Origin of the sequence: Campylobacter sp. RM6914 (assembly GCF_004803835.1) — a bacterium.
Classification (GTDB): Bacteria; Campylobacterota; Campylobacteria; order Campylobacterales; family Campylobacteraceae; genus Campylobacter_A; species Campylobacter_A californiensis.
The window spans coordinates 1,447,502-1,464,199 of sequence record NZ_CP012545.1 but is presented as its reverse complement, the minus strand read 5'-3'; the positions used below and the strand labels follow the sequence as shown (position 1 = coordinate 1,464,199).

Annotated in this window: 16 protein-coding genes and 1 pseudogene; 5 read left to right on the top strand and 12 right to left on the bottom strand. The window is 37.7% G+C overall.

Annotated features, from left to right (window positions below):
• Nucleotides 1-2: 2 nt before the first annotated feature.
• Nucleotides 3-1,097, bottom strand: coding sequence for a PilZ domain-containing protein (locus CCAL_RS07575; RefSeq protein WP_170015778.1), 1,095 nt, complete (start codon nt 1,095-1,097; stop codon nt 3-5).
• Nucleotides 1,098-1,226: 129 nt separating this feature from the next.
• Nucleotides 1,227-1,826 (bottom strand): peroxiredoxin, encoded by a 600-nt coding sequence (locus CCAL_RS07570; protein ID WP_169936635.1) that lies wholly within the window; start codon nt 1,824-1,826, stop codon nt 1,227-1,229.
• A 206-nt stretch (nt 1,827-2,032) separates the two neighbouring features.
• Here CCAL_RS07570 and CCAL_RS09585 point away from each other — a divergent pair.
• Nucleotides 2,033-3,166 (top strand): annotated as a pseudogene (locus CCAL_RS09585) (Cache 3/Cache 2 fusion domain-containing protein); the annotation flags it as partial.
• Between the two features lie 15 nt (nt 3,167-3,181).
• Entirely contained in the window at nt 3,182-4,024 is an 843-nt protein-coding gene (locus CCAL_RS09580; protein ID WP_394346918.1) for a methyl-accepting chemotaxis protein, read from the top strand.
• Nucleotides 4,025-4,126: 102 nt separating this feature from the next.
• Here CCAL_RS09580 and CCAL_RS07560 read toward each other — a convergent pair whose 3' ends face one another.
• From CCAL_RS07560 to CCAL_RS07530, 7 genes are all read right to left on the bottom strand, one after another.
• Complete coding sequence (locus CCAL_RS07560; RefSeq protein ID WP_170015774.1) at nt 4,127-5,137, bottom strand: beta-ketoacyl-ACP synthase III; 1,011 nt, start codon at nt 5,135-5,137, stop codon at nt 4,127-4,129.
• A 3-nt stretch (nt 5,138-5,140) separates the two neighbouring features.
• The gene (gene plsX / locus CCAL_RS07555; protein ID WP_170015772.1) at nt 5,141-6,130 is read right to left on the bottom strand and encodes a phosphate acyltransferase PlsX; all 990 of its coding nucleotides are present in this window, start codon (nt 6,128-6,130) and stop codon (nt 5,141-5,143) included.
• A 3-nt stretch (nt 6,131-6,133) separates the two neighbouring features.
• The gene (gene rpmF, locus CCAL_RS07550) at nt 6,134-6,280 is read right to left on the bottom strand and encodes a 50S ribosomal protein L32 (RefSeq protein WP_069633196.1); all 147 of its coding nucleotides are present in this window, start codon (nt 6,278-6,280) and stop codon (nt 6,134-6,136) included.
• Between the two features lie 11 nt (nt 6,281-6,291).
• On the bottom strand, nt 6,292-6,648 hold the full coding sequence (locus tag CCAL_RS07545) for a DUF177 domain-containing protein (RefSeq protein ID WP_170015770.1): 357 nt from the start codon (nt 6,646-6,648) through the stop codon (nt 6,292-6,294).
• 15 nt (nt 6,649-6,663) lie between these two features.
• On the bottom strand, nt 6,664-7,077 hold the full coding sequence (gene ndk / locus CCAL_RS07540) for a nucleoside-diphosphate kinase (RefSeq protein WP_169936625.1): 414 nt from the start codon (nt 7,075-7,077) through the stop codon (nt 6,664-6,666).
• Nucleotides 7,078-7,168: 91 nt separating this feature from the next.
• Entirely contained in the window at nt 7,169-7,453 is a 285-nt protein-coding gene (locus CCAL_RS07535; RefSeq protein ID WP_170015768.1) for a DUF362 domain-containing protein, read from the bottom strand.
• A 186-nt stretch (nt 7,454-7,639) separates the two neighbouring features.
• Nucleotides 7,640-9,298 (bottom strand): DASS family sodium-coupled anion symporter, encoded by a 1,659-nt coding sequence (locus CCAL_RS07530; RefSeq protein ID WP_170015766.1) that lies wholly within the window; start codon nt 9,296-9,298, stop codon nt 7,640-7,642.
• Between the two features lie 169 nt (nt 9,299-9,467).
• On the opposite strand from CCAL_RS07530, the gene uvrA reads away from it, so the two are divergent.
• On the top strand, nt 9,468-12,314 hold the full coding sequence (uvrA, locus tag CCAL_RS07525) for an excinuclease ABC subunit UvrA (protein WP_170015764.1): 2,847 nt from the start codon (nt 9,468-9,470) through the stop codon (nt 12,312-12,314).
• 202 nt (nt 12,315-12,516) lie between these two features.
• Nucleotides 12,517-13,863, top strand: coding sequence for an FAD-dependent oxidoreductase (locus CCAL_RS07520; protein WP_170015763.1), 1,347 nt, complete (start codon nt 12,517-12,519; stop codon nt 13,861-13,863).
• Nucleotides 13,864-13,938: 75 nt separating this feature from the next.
• Here CCAL_RS07520 and CCAL_RS07515 read toward each other — a convergent pair whose 3' ends face one another.
• The 3 genes from CCAL_RS07515 to exbB are packed head-to-tail and all read right to left on the bottom strand — an operon-like array spanning nt 13,939 to nt 15,488.
• A complete protein-coding gene (locus tag CCAL_RS07515) occupies nt 13,939-14,727 on the bottom strand; it encodes an energy transducer TonB (RefSeq protein ID WP_228026605.1) in 789 nt (262 codons plus the stop codon).
• Nucleotides 14,693-15,073, bottom strand: a complete 381-nt coding sequence (gene exbD, locus CCAL_RS07510; protein ID WP_169936614.1) for a TonB system transport protein ExbD — start codon at nt 15,071-15,073, stop codon at nt 14,693-14,695. The genes CCAL_RS07515 and exbD overlap by 35 nt, the downstream gene beginning before the upstream one ends.
• A complete protein-coding gene (gene exbB / locus CCAL_RS07505) occupies nt 15,060-15,488 on the bottom strand; it encodes a TonB-system energizer ExbB (protein WP_169936612.1) in 429 nt (142 codons plus the stop codon). The genes exbD and exbB overlap by 14 nt, the downstream gene beginning before the upstream one ends.
• A 182-nt stretch (nt 15,489-15,670) precedes the next feature.
• Between exbB and CCAL_RS07500 the strand changes: the two genes are divergently transcribed.
• Nucleotides 15,671-16,696 carry a 3'-5' exonuclease gene (locus tag CCAL_RS07500; protein WP_170015761.1) on the top strand — a complete coding sequence of 342 codons (1,026 nt, stop codon included), beginning with the start codon at nt 15,671-15,673 and terminating at the stop codon, nt 16,694-16,696.
• Nucleotides 16,697-16,698 lie beyond the last annotated feature (2 nt).

Below are 16,698 nucleotides of genomic sequence, written 5' to 3'. Positions count from 1 at the left end.
CCTTATTTATATAGATCCATATGGGCTTTTAGCTCCTCTAGCGTCTCTTCTACACGTGCGGTTGTAAATTCGTGCACTATGTCGCTACTTTGATCTTGTGGTATTTGTAAGCAATAGCGAATACAACCCTTATAAGCTAGCTCTGTTATCAGGATCGGCTTTATCGATACGTTGTAAATTTTGTTTGTTTTTGGCATTAAAAGCTCAAAATTTGCCTCCAAACTATCACCTTGCCTAAAATCGCCGATATTTGAGCTAAGGACACTAAGACCGCCGTCTGAAATATCATATAAATTTCCGTCAAGCTGTGAAATTTGGTTTTTGAGTGTGACTTTTGTAAAGCGATTTGGATGGACGCGCTGATGTTTTCTTAGGTTTGCATTCATCTTTGATATGCGGGTAAAATTTGCCAGTGTTACCGTTTTATTTATAGTGCTAAAATCAACGATGTCAGCTTTTATGTGTTGTGGGAAAAATTCATTTGGCAATATAAATCCGCTTCCTTCTTGTTTCATGGCCAGAATTTGCATGACATCCATGCCAAAAACAACGCTATCTTCGTGAACTTTTAAAATTTCGGCCTCGTTTTTGATATTAACACCGTCATATAAATTTAGAAATTCCGGTTTTTTGTTTGCATTTTTCATGCGAGAAAGTGTGTCTATGGTATTTTCAAAAAAGAAAGAACTTGTGTTTAAATTTGGAACATCATATGTTAGCTCTTTTGTTGTGCTTAGCTTGCTAAGGGTTTGTTTCATTCGCTCGATGGCGTTTACAAAAAAGCCTACGTAGTTTTGGACATTTGGTAGTTTATTGAAATTTAAAACAAGACCTAACATAGAGAAATTTATGTAGTTTTCTCGTATTTTTTCATCTTTGATTATCTCGCTAAGTTCGTCATAAAGCTTGTTTGCATCCGGGCGTAGAAGCAAAAGCGAGTCAAAGATATCCTCAAATATCGCCTGCTTTCTCTCTCGTGATATAAAGATGTTTTCGTGTTTGCAAAATTCTATACTAGTATGTATGAAGTGGTTTTTGAGTGTTAAAATGCTCTCTTCACAAGCAATCACAAGCTCTTGCCTTCCTTTAAACTCCATGTGATTCTCCGTGGTTAAATTTAATGATGGATTATATCATATCGGGGTTTGTTTTTTTGCAAAATTAAAAATTTATAATTTTAGTTGAAGAAAGTGTTAAAGAGGTCAAGTGACCTCTTTGTTTAAATTTTATAGTTTGTCGGCATTTGAGCCAAGGTAGTTAGCAACGCCTTCTGTGCTAGGCTTCATACCTGCGTCGCCCTTGTTCCAACCTGCTGGACAAACTTCGCCGTGCTCGTTAGTAAATAGCATTGTATCAACCATTCTTACCATCTCATCGATGTTTCTACCAAGTGGAAGATCGTTAACTACCGCGTGGCGAACTGTACCGTCTTTGTCTATCAAGAATGAACCGCGTAGAGCAACGCCAGCTTCTTCTATCAATACGTCAAAACCGCGTGAAATAGCGTGGTTTGTATCAGCAACGATAGGGAAGCGAACTTGACCTATGCCGCCTTTGTTTACCGGAGTTTCTTTCCATGCAAAGTGTGAGAATTGGTTGTCTGTTGAAACTGCGATAACTTCGATACCGCGAGCTTTGAACTCATCATATCTTTTATCAAATGCGATTATTTCGCTTGGGCAAACAAACGTAAAGTCCATTGGATAGAAAAATACTACCGCGCCTTTTTCGCCGATATTTTTATATAGGTTGAAATCATTTACAATTTGATTATTTCCTAAAACTGCCGCAGCTGTAAAATCAGGTGCTTTTTTTGTAACTATCATTTTTTCTCCTAATAATAAATTTTATTAATAGCGAAATTATATCGTTCAAAGATTAATAATCATTAAATGGTAAAAAATAAATTTATATGTCTATTTACTTAATAAACAATTAAAGAAAATACTTAAATTCTGTTTTTGAAATTTGTTATAAATGTTATTAAGTACAATTAAATTTCAAAAAATTTTAAACATAAGGAGGTGGTGCAATGAGGTATCTAAGAAGTCTTGCGGGCAAAATTTCCGTTGCTTTAGCTGTTTTGTTGATGATTTCTATGATGGTTTTTAATTTACGAGTAAGATCGTCTTTGGAGAGTGAGATAAAAAAGGATGTCGAAAGGACTATAGAGCAAAGCGTAGCGATGGCGATGCACGCTATTATGGTTTTTAAAGAGGATAATGAAAAAAATGCAAAAATCTCATTTAATGTTTTAAAAGACAGCCTTGGAAAGATAAGTATAGATAGCCAAAATATCTCGTTTATGGATGGTAAAGCAGTGCCGACTCTTTATGCAAGCGACACTAAAATAAATCTAAATTTTGCAATGATGGATAGATACACAAATGCCACCGGCGCAGTAGCTACAGTGTTTGCAAAGGTTGGAGATGATTTTTTGAGAATTTCTACCTCGGTTAAAAAAGAGGACGGAAGTAGGGCGCTTGGGACATTTTTGACAAAACAGAACCCGGCTTATGAGCCTATAATGCAAAAACAAGGATATATAGGAACGGCCATGCTTTTTGGTAGAAATTACACGACGATCTATGAGCCAATCCTTGATGACAGTAAAAATTTGATAGGTATTTTATTTATCGGATATGATTTTACGGAGGGACTTAGCTCGTTAAAGAGTGCGATCTCCCAGATGAAGCTCGGTAAAAACGGGTATTTTTCTATATTAAATTTAAAAACTCAAAAATTTGATATAGACCCAACTCGTGAAGGCAAAAGCATAAGAGAAAATTCATCATTTGATTTAGATACGGTTTTAAAAGATAAAAGCGGACTTGTGCATATAGAAGATAAGGGTGTAGAAAAGATAATGGCGTTTGAGAGATTTGAGCCGTTTGAGTGGGTTCTTGTAGGAAGTGCGGTTACAAGCGATTATCTAACTCCGCAAAAAGAGGTGCAAAAGGATATTTATATAGCAAGTGCTGCTATGATAGTTCTAATGATACTTATGAGCTCGCTTCTAATAAGACAAATCATATCAAACCCTATCAATCAAATGGCGCAAAATATGCAAAATTTAGCCTCAAAAGATGGTGATCTAACAAGAAAAATGCCAATAAAAGGCGATGATGAGATCGCCAACGTAAGCAAAGAGGTAAATAAATTTATAGAAAAAATCAGACTTATGGTAATTGAGATAAAAGGACTCTCAAGCGAGAATTTATCTACCTCACAAGAGCTTTCAAGTAGCGCGATAAGCACGGGAAGCCGTGTAGAAAACGGTGCACTCTTACTAAACAGCACAACCAAAGATGCGATGTTAATACAGCAAAATTTAAAAGAGTCTGTAAAAGATGGTGAAAACGGCAAGACCGAGCTTTTTAAATCAAATTCATATATAAGCGAAGCAAACAACTCTATCCTACGACTAAACGAGGAAGTGCAAAAGAGTGTCGAGGTGGAGACCGAATTTGCCAATAAACTTTCAAGACTTGTTACGGATACCGAAAATATCAAGCAAGTGCTAACGGTTATCGAAGAGATAGCTGAGCAGACAAATTTGCTTGCCTTAAACGCTGCTATAGAAGCCGCACGTGCCGGTGAACATGGACGTGGTTTTGCCGTAGTTGCCGATGAGGTTAGGAAGCTTGCCGAAAAGACGCAAAAGTCATTAAATGAGATAAATGTAACACTAAAAATCATAGTGCAATCAACCACTCAATCAAGTGAAGCAATGAACGAAAATGCGAAAAATATTCAAAATATAGCAAATTTATCTGCAAATGTAGAGGAGAAGATAACTCAAATGGCAAATTCTATGCAATACGCCATAGGAGTTACCGATAATTTTATATGTAATTACGCTGAGGTCGCTAAGCAGATAAATTTAATGATAGAAAATATCACAAAAACAAATGCCCTTTCAGGCGAAAACGCAAGAGCCGTAGAGGAAATAGGTACCGCGGCAAAACATTTGCAAGATATGGGCGCAATGCTTGACGGCAAGGTTTCACAGTTTAAGGTTTAAATCGATATTTACGGTGTTTAGTTCCTGAGTAAAATTTCAGGGACTAAGCTTTTGATTAAAATATATGAAAGCTATCTAAAGGTTAAATTTGTGTAACGCTTTTTAAGCGTTAAGATCGCAGTAGTTTTTGCCACCGAATTTTAGTATTGCAGAACCCCATGTGAACCCGCCACCAAATGCGTCAAGCAGTAACATAGAGCCGTTTTTGATACGACCGTCTTCATATGCGTCGTTTATCGCCATCGGAATAGAAGCCGAGCTTGTATTGCCGTATTTTGCGACAGTTAAAACGCACTGTTCATCTGTAAAATTTAGGCGTTGTTTTACCGCTTCGATTATGCGGATATTTGCTTGATGAGGTATAAAAAAGTCTATTTGATCGCTAGTTAGGTTGTTTTTTTCTAGTATGTCAAGAACGCTTTTTGTAAGAGTTTGAACAGCTATTTTAAAAACTTCATTACCTGCCATATGTATGAAATTTAGTTTTTTATCAAGAGTTTCTTTACTTGCAGGAAAAGCGCTTCCACATCCTGGGGTGATTAAAAGCTCTCCTTGAGTTCCGTCGCTTGCTGTGTGAACATTTAAAATTTCATTTTCATCGCTTGCGCTAACAACAGCCGCACCGGCTCCGTCTCCAAAAAGTATGCAAGTGCTTCTATCTGTATAATCAACCACGGAGCTTAACTTCTCTGCGCCGATGATTAAGACATTTTTTTTAGCACCGCTTTCTACAAGGGACTTTGCTATCTCAAGTAGATATATAAAACCCGTGCAAGCGGCACTTATGTCAAAAGCGGTTATTCCGTGGGGAAGAGACAAATTTGCTGCTATCTTACATGCTGTTGAAGGCATACAAAGATGATCGGGGCTTATGGTGGCGCAAATTATAGCGTCGATCTGTTCTTTTTTAAGCCCAGAACGCTTAATGGCTAACTCGCCTGCCTTTGTGCCAATATCGCTTGTGATCTCATCTTTTGCTATACGCCTTTCTTTAATGCCCGTGCGCTTTACTATCCATTCGTCACTTGTTTCAACCATTTTTTCTAAATCAAAATTTGATAGAACGCGACTTGGAGTATAGGCTGCGATTGATATTAAAGAGGCTTTTGGCATTTGTTACCTTACGAAATTTGAGAGTTCTTCTTCTATTGTTTTATTAATGTCTGAATTTGCAAAATTTATAGCTTGGAAAACAGCGTTTTTGATAGCTTTCGCGTTGCTTTTTCCATGACTAATTATAACACAGCCGTTTACGCCTATAAGTGGCGCACCGCCGTATTCATCATAGCTAACTTGTTTTTTAAGCTTTTTAAAGACTTTTTTCATTAGCACAGAGCCTGCAATCGCCAAAGGTGATTTAGTGATCTGTTTTTTTATGATTTTTCCGATCGCATCCGCGACACCTTCGCTGGTTTTTAACAAAATATTTCCTATAAAACCATCACAAACCACCACATCGACGCTTCCGTCAAAAACTTGGTTACCCTCGACATTGCCTACAAAGCTGTCAAGTCTGGAGATAAGGCTAAAAGCTTCTTTACTTACCTCATTTCCCTTACTTGCTTCTTCGCCATTAGACAAAAGTCCTACGCGTGGAGTTTCTCTGTTTAAAATTTGCTTTGAGTAAACTTCCCCCATAACGGCAAATTGAAAAAGGTGTTCGCTTTTACAATCAACATTTGCCCCGACATCAAGCACTAAAGTGGTAGTGTCTTTTGAGTTTGGCATGAGAGTTGCTATTGCCGGTCTCGCGACATTTTTAAGTCTGCCGACACGCAAAGTAGCTAGGCTCATAGTTGCACCACTGTGGCCGGCTGATACAACAGCGTCTACTTCTTTGTTTCTAAGCAGTTCTATCGACTTGTATATCGTGCTATCTTTACGTTTTAAGGCATCAGTCGCACCGTCTGACATAGAAACGACTTCGTTTGCTTTGACAAATGTTATGTTTTTTAATAAATGAGTTGGGATAAGAGGTTTTATGGCATTGCTATCTCCTACAAGCACGGCAGAGAAATTTGTGTCTTTTAAAGCCTCGACTACACCTGCAACTATAGGTTCGGGGCCGAAATCCCCGCCCATGGCATCAATAGCAATGCGTATCATATTTTAGTATTCACCTGTTGTTTTGTTTATACGGTGTGGCATTTTCCATGAACCGTCTTTATCTTTAACAGGTATTGGAAGTGTCACTTTGTAGTGTGTTCTGCGTTTTGCTGCACGTGTGTGGCTAACTCTTCGCTTTGGTACTGCCATTTTATTCTCCTTTATAAATTTTTACAATCTTTACAATAAAAATAGTCGCTCTTAAATGCTTCTATTTCGCTTTTTAAAATTTCTTCTAAATCAATCTGATGATCAAAAAACTCTATCGCATCGCTTAATTCGTTTTCGGGGTCGGTGTATACTCCATCGCTAACGATAAGATCTACGTTTTCATTTATGTCTAACGAGATGTCAGCTCCGCATCTATCGCAGTTATGCGCTGTGCTTCCACTGATATTTCCTAAACATTTTACGTTTTTGTGATCTATTCTTTTTAAATGTCCTTTGAAATTTAGCTCTTCACTTTTGATTTCAAAGTCTACATTTTGATTTGCAACTTTTGCAAATGCTATCTTCAAATTTATACCTCTTGCTTAGCAAATTTCTCTTGCAGCAAAGAAGAAATTTATCTCATTTACAGCGTTCTCAAGGCTATCGCTTCCATGAACGGCATTTGCATCTATGCTATCTGCAAAGTCTGCTCTGATGGTTCCGGCTGCTGCTTCTTTAGGGTTTGTAGCACCCATTAGTTCGCGGTTTTTAGCTACTGCATTTTCACCTTCAAGAACCATAACAACAACAGGTCCGCTAACCATAAAATCAACTAAATCGTTAAAGAATGGTCTTTCACTGTGAACTGCGTAAAATGCTTTTGCATCGCATTTGCTTAGTCTGATTTTTTTCATTGCCGCGATTCTTAGTCCGTTGCTTTCAAATCTATCGACGATCTTGCCTATAACATTTTTTTTGACTGCGTCTGGTTTGATTATAGAAAGTGTTCTTTGCATTTAAATTTCCTTAAAGTGTTTCGTAATAAAGTCGGCAATTATATCAAAAAAATTCTAAAAAACAAAATAGACCCATAGAATGGGCCTAAATTTATGCTATAACCGGGCTATGACCATCTCTAAGATCTGCGCCGATCTCACTACGAGATGGTTGACCAGCATAAGGAGCATCCCAAACTATGCAGCCGTCTGTTGGACAGGCTGAAGCACAGGCTGGTTCATCATTGTATCCTACACATTCAACGCATTTATCGGCGTATACGTAGTATGTATCCTCTCCTGTTGGGTTATCTGAGTCATCTACGATCGCATTTACTGGGCATTCGTCTATACATGAGCCACAACTTATGCAAATATCTGTAATTTTTACTGCCATTTTCTTCTCCTTTTGGGTTGATTTTTCAGCGTTAGAGTATCAAAAAAAACTGAAATTGATATAAAGTTTATTTTTGACAAATCAAGAATTTAGGTGCGAGTTACATTATACTACAAAGTTAGATATTTTAATAAATAAAGGTAAAAGTCCGAAAATGTCGGTTCGGACTTTTAAGGTGTGTTAAATTTATATGCTAAGACCAAATACTGCTTTTGCTATAAATAATGTAGTAAAGGTGATTAAGGCTACACCTATTAAATTTAGCCAAATTCCCGTTCTTATCATCGAGCTAAGTTTGACATAGCCAGAGCCGTATGCGATGGCGTTTGGAGGAGTGGCTACAGGCATCATAAATGCGCAAGTAGCAGCAAGTGCGACAGGTATAGTAAATATCATGACATTTGTGCCAGTATATCCAAGCCCTATACTAACTCCTGCGATAACAGGTAAAAATGCAGCTGCTGTTGCCGTGTTTGATGTGATCTCGGTTAAGAAAATCACGAGTGCGGTTACGATCAAGATAATAAGAGCTATCGGCATAACGCCAAGAGCAGAGACTTGATGCCCTATCCAAAGCGAAAGACCGGTGTTGCTAAATTGAGCCGATAGTGATAAGCCTCCGCCAAAAAGTATAAGTATATCCCAAGGAAGCCTCTTGGCACTATCCCAGTCGATCAGCCTCTCTCCGCTTTTATTTGCAGGTATGATAAAAAGTAGTATGGCTGTGCTCATGGCAATGATCGCATCAATGCTTGCTAGCTTGACCCCAAAGCCTTTTAGCACAAAACCAAGTCCTATCCAACTAGTTGCTGCTAATAAAAATACAACTCCGACTAAAATTTCAGGTCTGCTTATCTTACCAAGCTTTTTAAGCTCATTTTTTATAACAGCCTTACCGTTTGGTATCTCGCTAATTTCGGGTTTAAATAAAACACAGGTTAAAACAAACCAGCACACAAAAAGCATGATAATGCTTAGCGGAACACCTACTAACATCCACTCAAAAAAGCCTATTTCTATATTAAATTCATTCTTCATATATGCTACAAGTAGGGTGTTTGGAGGAGTGCCTATGATAGTTCCCATAGAGCCTATAGATGCCGAGTAGGCTATACCTAGCATAAGAGATATCCCGAAATTTGAGCTATAAGCTGTTGTTTTGTCTTTTATCTCTTTTACTATATCTCTACCTTTATGAAAGGCTGTATTGACAACGCCTCCTTGTGTGCCTTTGATAGAAAATTCATCGATATTTCTCATATCATCTTCTATAGAGACGGTATCGTTTTTGTTAGTTAGGGTGTTTACAAGGTGAAGGACGCTAAGGCCAACAGGAAGCATCATTATGGCGGTGGCTGTGTTGCTTACCCACATGGATAAAAAGCCGGTTGCTATCATAAATCCGCCGACTAGTTTTCTAGGGCTTGTTCCAACTAACGATACTATGCCAAGGGCTATTCTGGTATGCAAATTCCATTTTTGCATAGCAAGCGCTAAAACAAAACCACCCATAAAAAGATAGATAGTATCAGAAGCATAAGGAGCAGCCACGGCTCTAAAACTATCTACGCCAAATATTGGAAAAAGCACCATAGGAAGCAAAGCCGTAGCAGGAAGTGCGATGGCTTCAGTCATCCACCAAACCGCCATTAATGTAGCGATAGCTGCAACTGCAGGCATGGCATCTACTTTTAAGACTTTGCCGTTTGCTGCCGCCGTTGCTATCTCTCCGGCATTACCGGGCATGATGTTATAAACGATAAATGCAAAAACAATACCGCAAATAAGCCCTATGAGCTCGACTCTGTTGGTTCGTCTATCGATAGGAATATTTGGATTTGACATGATAAAACCTTGTTGTAATTTTTATTTTATATTATCAAATAAATAGCTTACATTGTATATTTAGATTTAAATTTTTAAAATATTTTTAATAAAATGACAACAAACGTAACATGAAAATATTAATAGAGATGATGTATAATGGTAAATTCAAAAAAATTAGGCGGTAAATATGCAAAACCACAATATCATAAAAATAACAGGCGCAAGAGAGCATAATCTAAAAAATATAAATCTTGAAATTCCAAAAAATTCACTTACTGTTTTTACCGGACTTTCCGGCTCCGGTAAATCAACTTTAGCATTTGACACGCTTTATGCTGAGGGTCAAAGACGATATATCGAAAGTCTTTCAAGCTATGCTAGGCAGTTTTTAGATCGAGTAGGAAAACCCGATGTAGATAAGATAGAGGGTCTTACTCCGGCTATCGCGATAGATCAAAAAACAACATCTAAAAACCCACGCTCAACAGTAGGAACGATAACTGAAATTTATGACTATCTAAGGCTTTTATATGCAAGAATAGGCACTCAGCACTGCCATAAATGCGGTAAACCGATATCAAAAATGAGTGCGCAAGATATTATCAATGAAATTTCAAAGCTTCCAAATGGTGCAAAAGTTGTGCTTTATGCTCCGCTTGTGCGAGAAAAAAAGGGAACATGGGCCGATCTTATCGAAAATTTAAGACAAAAGGGTTTTGTTAGAGCGCAGATCGATGGAGTAACGGTAAGACTTGATGAGGAAATAGAGCTTTCAAAGACCAAAAAACACACGATAAAAGTCGTCATCGACCGCCTTGTCGTAAGTGATGAAAACTCCACTCGTTTGGCGCAAGACGTGGAAAAGGCGCTAAATGAGAGTTATGGCGAAGTTGAGGTTGAAATTTTAAATTCCGATGAGCTTGGCATAAATGATAAATTTGTGCATTATAGCGAGCATTTGGCTTGTTTTGATTGTAAAATTTCATTTACTCCGCTTGAGCCTTTGAGCTTTAGTTTTAACTCTCCAAAGGGTGCATGCGAGAGTTGCGACGGTCTTGGCATAAGATACAGTCTTGATATGAGTAAGGTTATAAGCGAGGATAAGAGCATAGAAGGCGGTGCTATAAAGCTGCTTTACGGCTATAACATGAGTTATTATTATAAATTTTTACTGGCTTTTTGTGAACAAAACGACATCAATATCAAAAAGCCGTTTTATGAGCTAAGCGAGGATGAGCGTAGACTTGTCTTGTATGGTAATGCAAATGAGGTTGAGTTTTTGTGGAAAAGACATAAGCTTAGTCGTAAATTTGAAGGAGCTGTGGCCATAAGCTATAACCTTCTTAAAGACTATAAAGACTTTGACGAATACATGAGCGAAAAGCGCTGCTCTGATTGTGGTGGTCATAGACTAAGACCTCAAAGTTTAGCTGTAAGGGTAGCAGGATGTGGGCTTGGTGAAATTTTAGATATGAGTATAGAAAATTGTGTAGCATTTTTTACAAACGAGGATAAATTTAAATATCTTGGCGAACAAGAAAAAGTCATAGCTGCCCCCATATTAAAAGAGATAAGCGAAAGGCTATTTTTCTTAAATGATGTTGGACTTGGCTATCTAAGTCTTGGCCGTGACGCTAGAACCATAAGCGGCGGCGAGGCACAAAGAATTCGTATCGCAAGTCAGATAGGAAGCGGTTTAAGCGGAGTTATGTATGTGCTTGATGAGCCTAGTATCGGTTTGCACGAAAGAGATACGATAAAACTTATAAAAACTCTTAGAAATTTACAGCTAAAAGGCAACTCGGTAATCGTAGTCGAACACGATAAAAAGACCATCGAGCAAGCTGACTTTGTGGTTGATATCGGTCCTGGAGCTGGGAAATTTGGCGGGGAGGTGATATTTGCGGGAAGCGTTGATAAATTACTAAGCTCAAACACAACTACCGCCCAGTATCTAAACGGTGATAAGAGTATAGACTATCAGCAAAACAGAAAGCAAGAAAAATGGCTTGAAATTTCAAATGTAAATATCAACAACATCTCAAATTTAAGCGTAAAATTTCCGCTTAAAAATTTAGTTGGCATAACAGGTGTTAGCGGTTCTGGTAAAAGTTCATTGATACTTCAAACTCTACTTCCTGAGGCTCAAGAACAGCTAAATCGTGCTAAAAAAGTTAAAAAAGTAGCCGGTGTAAATTTAAGCGGACTTGAAAATTTAGATAAGGTCATATATCTTGATCAAAGCCCGATAGGGCGCACCCCGCGTTCAAATCCGGCAACATATACCGGAGTTATGGACGAGATAAGAAATTTATTTGCCCAAACGAAAGAGGCGAAATTAAGAGGATATAAGATCGGGCGATTTAGCTTTAACGTAAAAGGTGGAAGATGTGAAAAGTGCCAAGGCGACGGCGAGATAAAGATAGAGATGCATTTTTTGCCTGATGTAATGGTTGTTTGCGACGCGTGTAACGGCACAAGGTATAACGCGCAAACGCTTGAAATTTTATACAAAGGTAAGTCTATATCAGATGTTTTAAACATGAGTATAGACGAGGCGTTGGAATTTTTTAAAGCCGTCCCTAAAATTTATGCCAAACTTAAGACAATAGCCAATGTTGGACTTGGATATATCACGCTTGGTCAAAATGCTACAACTCTAAGCGGTGGTGAAGCTCAGCGTGTGAAATTAGCAAAAGAGTTAAGTAGAAGCGATACAGGAAATACCCTGTATATACTTGATGAGCCGACGACGGGGTTACACTTTGCCGATGTTGATAGGCTGACTAGGGTGCTTCATCATTTGGTTGAGCTTGGAAATTCTGTTTTTGTAATAGAGCATAATTTAGATGTTATAAAAAATTGCGACTACCTTGTAGACATGGGTCCGGAAGGTGGTGCAAAAGGCGGTAAAGTCATAGCCGCGGGAAGTGTAAAAGATGTCGCTAAAAATTACAAAAAAACGCTTTCATACACAGGCATGTTCTTGTCTGAAGAGCTTAAAAATATGAAATCACATAAGGAGAAAAAGTAAAATTTATTTTAAAATTTTTGCTTTATTTTATGGCTTGTGTTGAGGCGATAAATATGCAAAATTTATATAAATATGGTTTTACTAAACAAGTGTTTCAAAAGGTCAAATTTAATATAAATAAAATCGTATTTTGACTTTTTGCTCTTTGAAATTTTAAAAAATATAGTATGATTTAGATTACAAATTTAACTTAGGGGCATTGATGCGGCAGAAACATTTCGAAGTAGTTATAGTTGGCGCAGGTATCAGCGGGACGGCACTGTTTTATGAGTTAGCGGCTTTTACGGACATAAAACGAGTGGCCCTTTTGGAAAAATATGAAGGAGTAGCTACTCTAAACTCAAACGGCAGATGTAACTCGCAGACGATTCATTGTGGTGACATCGAGACGAACTACACACTAGAAAAAGCAAAACGGGTCAATAAAGTAGCAAAAATGCCGATAAAATACGGTCTAAAATACGGCTATGAGGGCAAATTTATGTTTTCTCATCAAAAGATGGTTTTGGCTGTTGGCGACGAAGAGGTGCAAAAACTTACGGCAAGATACGGTGAATTTAAAGAAGTGTTTCCTTATCTTGAGCTTTATTCTAAAGAGGACTTAAAGCAGATAGAGCCAAATGTTGTATTTGACATAAATGCCAATCCCCGCTCCGAAAATATAGTGGCTATGGGCACAAAAGAAGGTCAATACACAACGGTTGACTTTGGTGCGATGTCTGACTCTCTCGTAAAAAACGCTCAAAAAATAGGCGGAGACGGTTATGAGCTAAGTCTAAATTGCAATGTCCTTGATATAAAAAAAGTTGGCGATACGTTTTATCTAAAAACAAGCGACAGCCAGTCGATTGGTGCTGATTATGTTGTGGTTGATGCGGGTGCTCACTCGCTCTATCTTGCTCATAAAATGGGCTATGGAATGCACCTTAGCACGCTGCCGGTGGCGGGAAGTTTTTACTTTGCAAAGAAAAATTTTCTAAAAGGCAAGGTTTATATGATGCAAAATGACAAGTTGCCTTTTGCTGCGCTTCACGGAGATCCGGACATCCTTGCAAACGGCAATACCCGCTTTGGACCTACTGCTCTTGTCATGCCAAAGCTTGAGAGATATCATGGAAATTCAAGCTTTTTTGAATTTTTAAGTGCTTTGAAATTTGACAGAAATGTGCTTGAAGTTTTTGTAAATTTAATGAAAGATGAAGACATTCGCTCTTATGTTTTAAGAAATTTCTTGTTTGAGATCCCTTTTATAAATAAAAAAGAATTTGTTAAAGATGCCCGTAAAATCGTGCCTAGCTTAAGAGAGGATGATCTTTTTTATGCTAAAAATTTTGGAGGTGTAAGACCTCAAGTTGTGGATAGGCTTAATAAAAAGCTTGATCTTGGCGAGGGCAGGATAAGCACAAATAACGGCATAAGCTTTAACATGACGCCAAGTCCGGGAGCTACAAGTTGTTTTGAGACGGCTCGTGTTGATTTGGAACAGATCTGTAAATTTTTAAATAAAAATTTTGATAAAGAGAAATTTAAAGAGGAATTTTTGGACTAATTGCTTTTTAAAATTTTAACACACAAAACGGCTAATCCACTAAATTTTTAGTGGATAGCTTTAAATTTATCCTGATCATAAAAGTCTAAATGAGATCGGAATGTTTATGTAATAATCCGCGCCAAGCATCGGAAAGTCCTTACTCGCACGCTTTACGTTGTTTATAGCTCCCTCGTCAAGACTTGCATATCCTGAACTTTTGGCTATCTTTATCTCGTCTACCGAACCGTTTTTTCGTATGAGAAATTTTACTTCTGCGACACCTTGTTGGCGCATTTTCTTTGCATTTTTGGGATATCGCTGGTTTTTTACTATCGCATCAACTATCTTTTTAAACTCTTCGCTGCCTGCAGAGTTTGATAAATTTAGCTCAGCTATTTTTGCAATCGGAGCTGCTGCTTGAACGGCATTAGTCGTCGGTAAATTGTTTGGATTAGCCACGTTAGCGGGAGGTGTATTTTGTGTTAGGGTAGGTTGCAAAGGGGCGATCTCTTTTGGTTTTTCTATCTTTTTCTCAACCTTTTTTCTTTCCATCTTTTTTGGTTGAGGTTTTATCTCTTTTATCGGTTGGATAGGCTTTGGCTTTTCTGCCTCTTTTGGCGGTAACACAGGAGCAGGAGGAGTGGGCTCTGGTATCATAACCTCAGGTGCTATCTGTGGAGCGCTTGAAATTTCAACTGTTGATGTCGGGACGTTAAACGAGTGTAAGTTTATCTTTATGGATTTGTTTTCGGCAGGTTTTATCTGCTCAAAAGGGTGATGGAGTAAAAATACGACAAAAAATGCGTGAACCAAAGCGGATACAGTAAATCCGCTAAAATTTGAGAATTTATTTAGTGATAGTTGTGATTGCAAAGTTTTCATGTTGTTTTTCTTTTAAAATATCAATAACCTTGACGAAAGTGTCAAATTTAGACTCTTTGTCACTTCTAAGTTCGATGAGCATTTTAGGGTCGACATTGCTAAGCTTGTCTTTAAGCTCTTCGTCATAAACCTCTGTTTCATCGATAAAAATCTTATTATCTTTATCAATAACTATACTCACTTTTTTATCGTCTTTCTCTTGTTTTGCACTATTTGAACTAGGCAGATCTATAGGGATATTTCCCTGTGCTATAAATGTCGAGATACTAAGCACAATGGCAAGCAAAACAAGCATAATATCGATAAAAGGAACGATATTTAGCCCGTCTTTTCTATTTAAGCGCATTGTATGCCTTATAGCGGTTTAGTATGACATCGACCTTTCTTACAAAGCCGTTGTAGATCATGAGCGTAGGTATCGCTACTAGCAGGCCAAATGCCGTTGCCTTAAGTGCCAAAGAAAGACCTATCATAATACTTTTTGTATCGATCCCTCCTGCCATACCCATGTCGTAAAATGTTATCATGATACCGCCAACCGTGCCTAAAAGCCCGATATAAGGAGCGTTTGAATACACAATATAAAGTGTTGTTAAATTTTTAGTAAGTGCTTCTTCGAGCGTTTCTATGGCTTTAAATTGCGTTATATCGACTTTTGCGTAATAAATCATGCGCTCAATGCTATACCAAATAACAAAAAAGCTCATAAAGCCTAAAATCCCTATAATAATGTAGTCGAGGTTGCCTTTTAATAATTCCATAAATTTCTCTTCTGCCTTTAAATTTTTTCGCGAGTATTATATCTATTTTGATAATTAATGTCAAATAATTATCAAAATTATATGTAAAATGAAAATTGTCGGATTAAATTTTTAAATCAAAAATATTTCTTAGTTTTAAATCTAAAATTTGATATGATTTACAAAATTTTTAAAGGTTTAAAATGGCTAGAAATTACATTTGCGTATTTGACTGCGAGACGATACCTGATGTTTCGCTTTTAAGGCGCATTTACGGATATAGGGGAGATGATATGAGTGTGTGTCAGCAGGCATTTAGTGCGCAAAAAGCCGCAAGCGGAAGTGAGTTTTTGCCTGTGATGTTTCATAAAACGGTGGTTATATCTGCGGTTATGGCTGATGAATACGGTAAATTTTTGCGCGTAAACACTATGGAAGGAGCAAATGAGAGAGAAATTTTGGCCAAATTTATCAAATTTATAAACGAGTATAATCCACGCATAGTTAGCTTTAACGGAAGAGGGTTTGACCTTCCTATGATAATGGTAAGGGCGATGAAATATAACTTAAGCGCGCCTTCGTATTTTGAGAGCGAAAACCGCGAGTTAAATAAAAATAAATGGGAAAACTACAGAAGTAGATATGACGGTAAATTTCATCTTGATTTGCTTGATCATATTAGTGATTTTGGCTCAGTTAGAGGTCTAAAGCTAGACACACTTTGTGCTTCGTTAAATTTACCTGGCAAATACGATGTGCACGGCGATCAAGTCACCGAACTCTTTTTTAGCGGCGAGATAGCGAAGATAAACGAATACTGTGAATCAGACGTACTAAATACATACTGGCTGTTTTTAAAATACGAGCTTTTGCGTGGAAATTTAACGTCAGAAGACTATGCTAGCTACCTAAATGTGATGAGTGAATTTTTACTAAATGAGCGTCCTAAAATGAGTTATACGGATGTTTTCTGTGATGCGGTAGAGAGCGAAATTTTAAGACTTGAGGGCAAGAGTGAGTATGAAGAAGAATTTCAAGAGCACTTTGAAGATGAAAATTTTGCAGATGAAGACCTTGGGCGGGTCGAACCTAAAGAGCTTGATGAACATCTGGCAAAAGTCGGACTTGATGGGATCTTGCAAAAAGGTGCGGTAAATTTAAAAAACAAAAAACGTGAAAATTTAGAATTAAACGAGCAATTACCTGAGATAAATTTAGATGATGAGTAAAG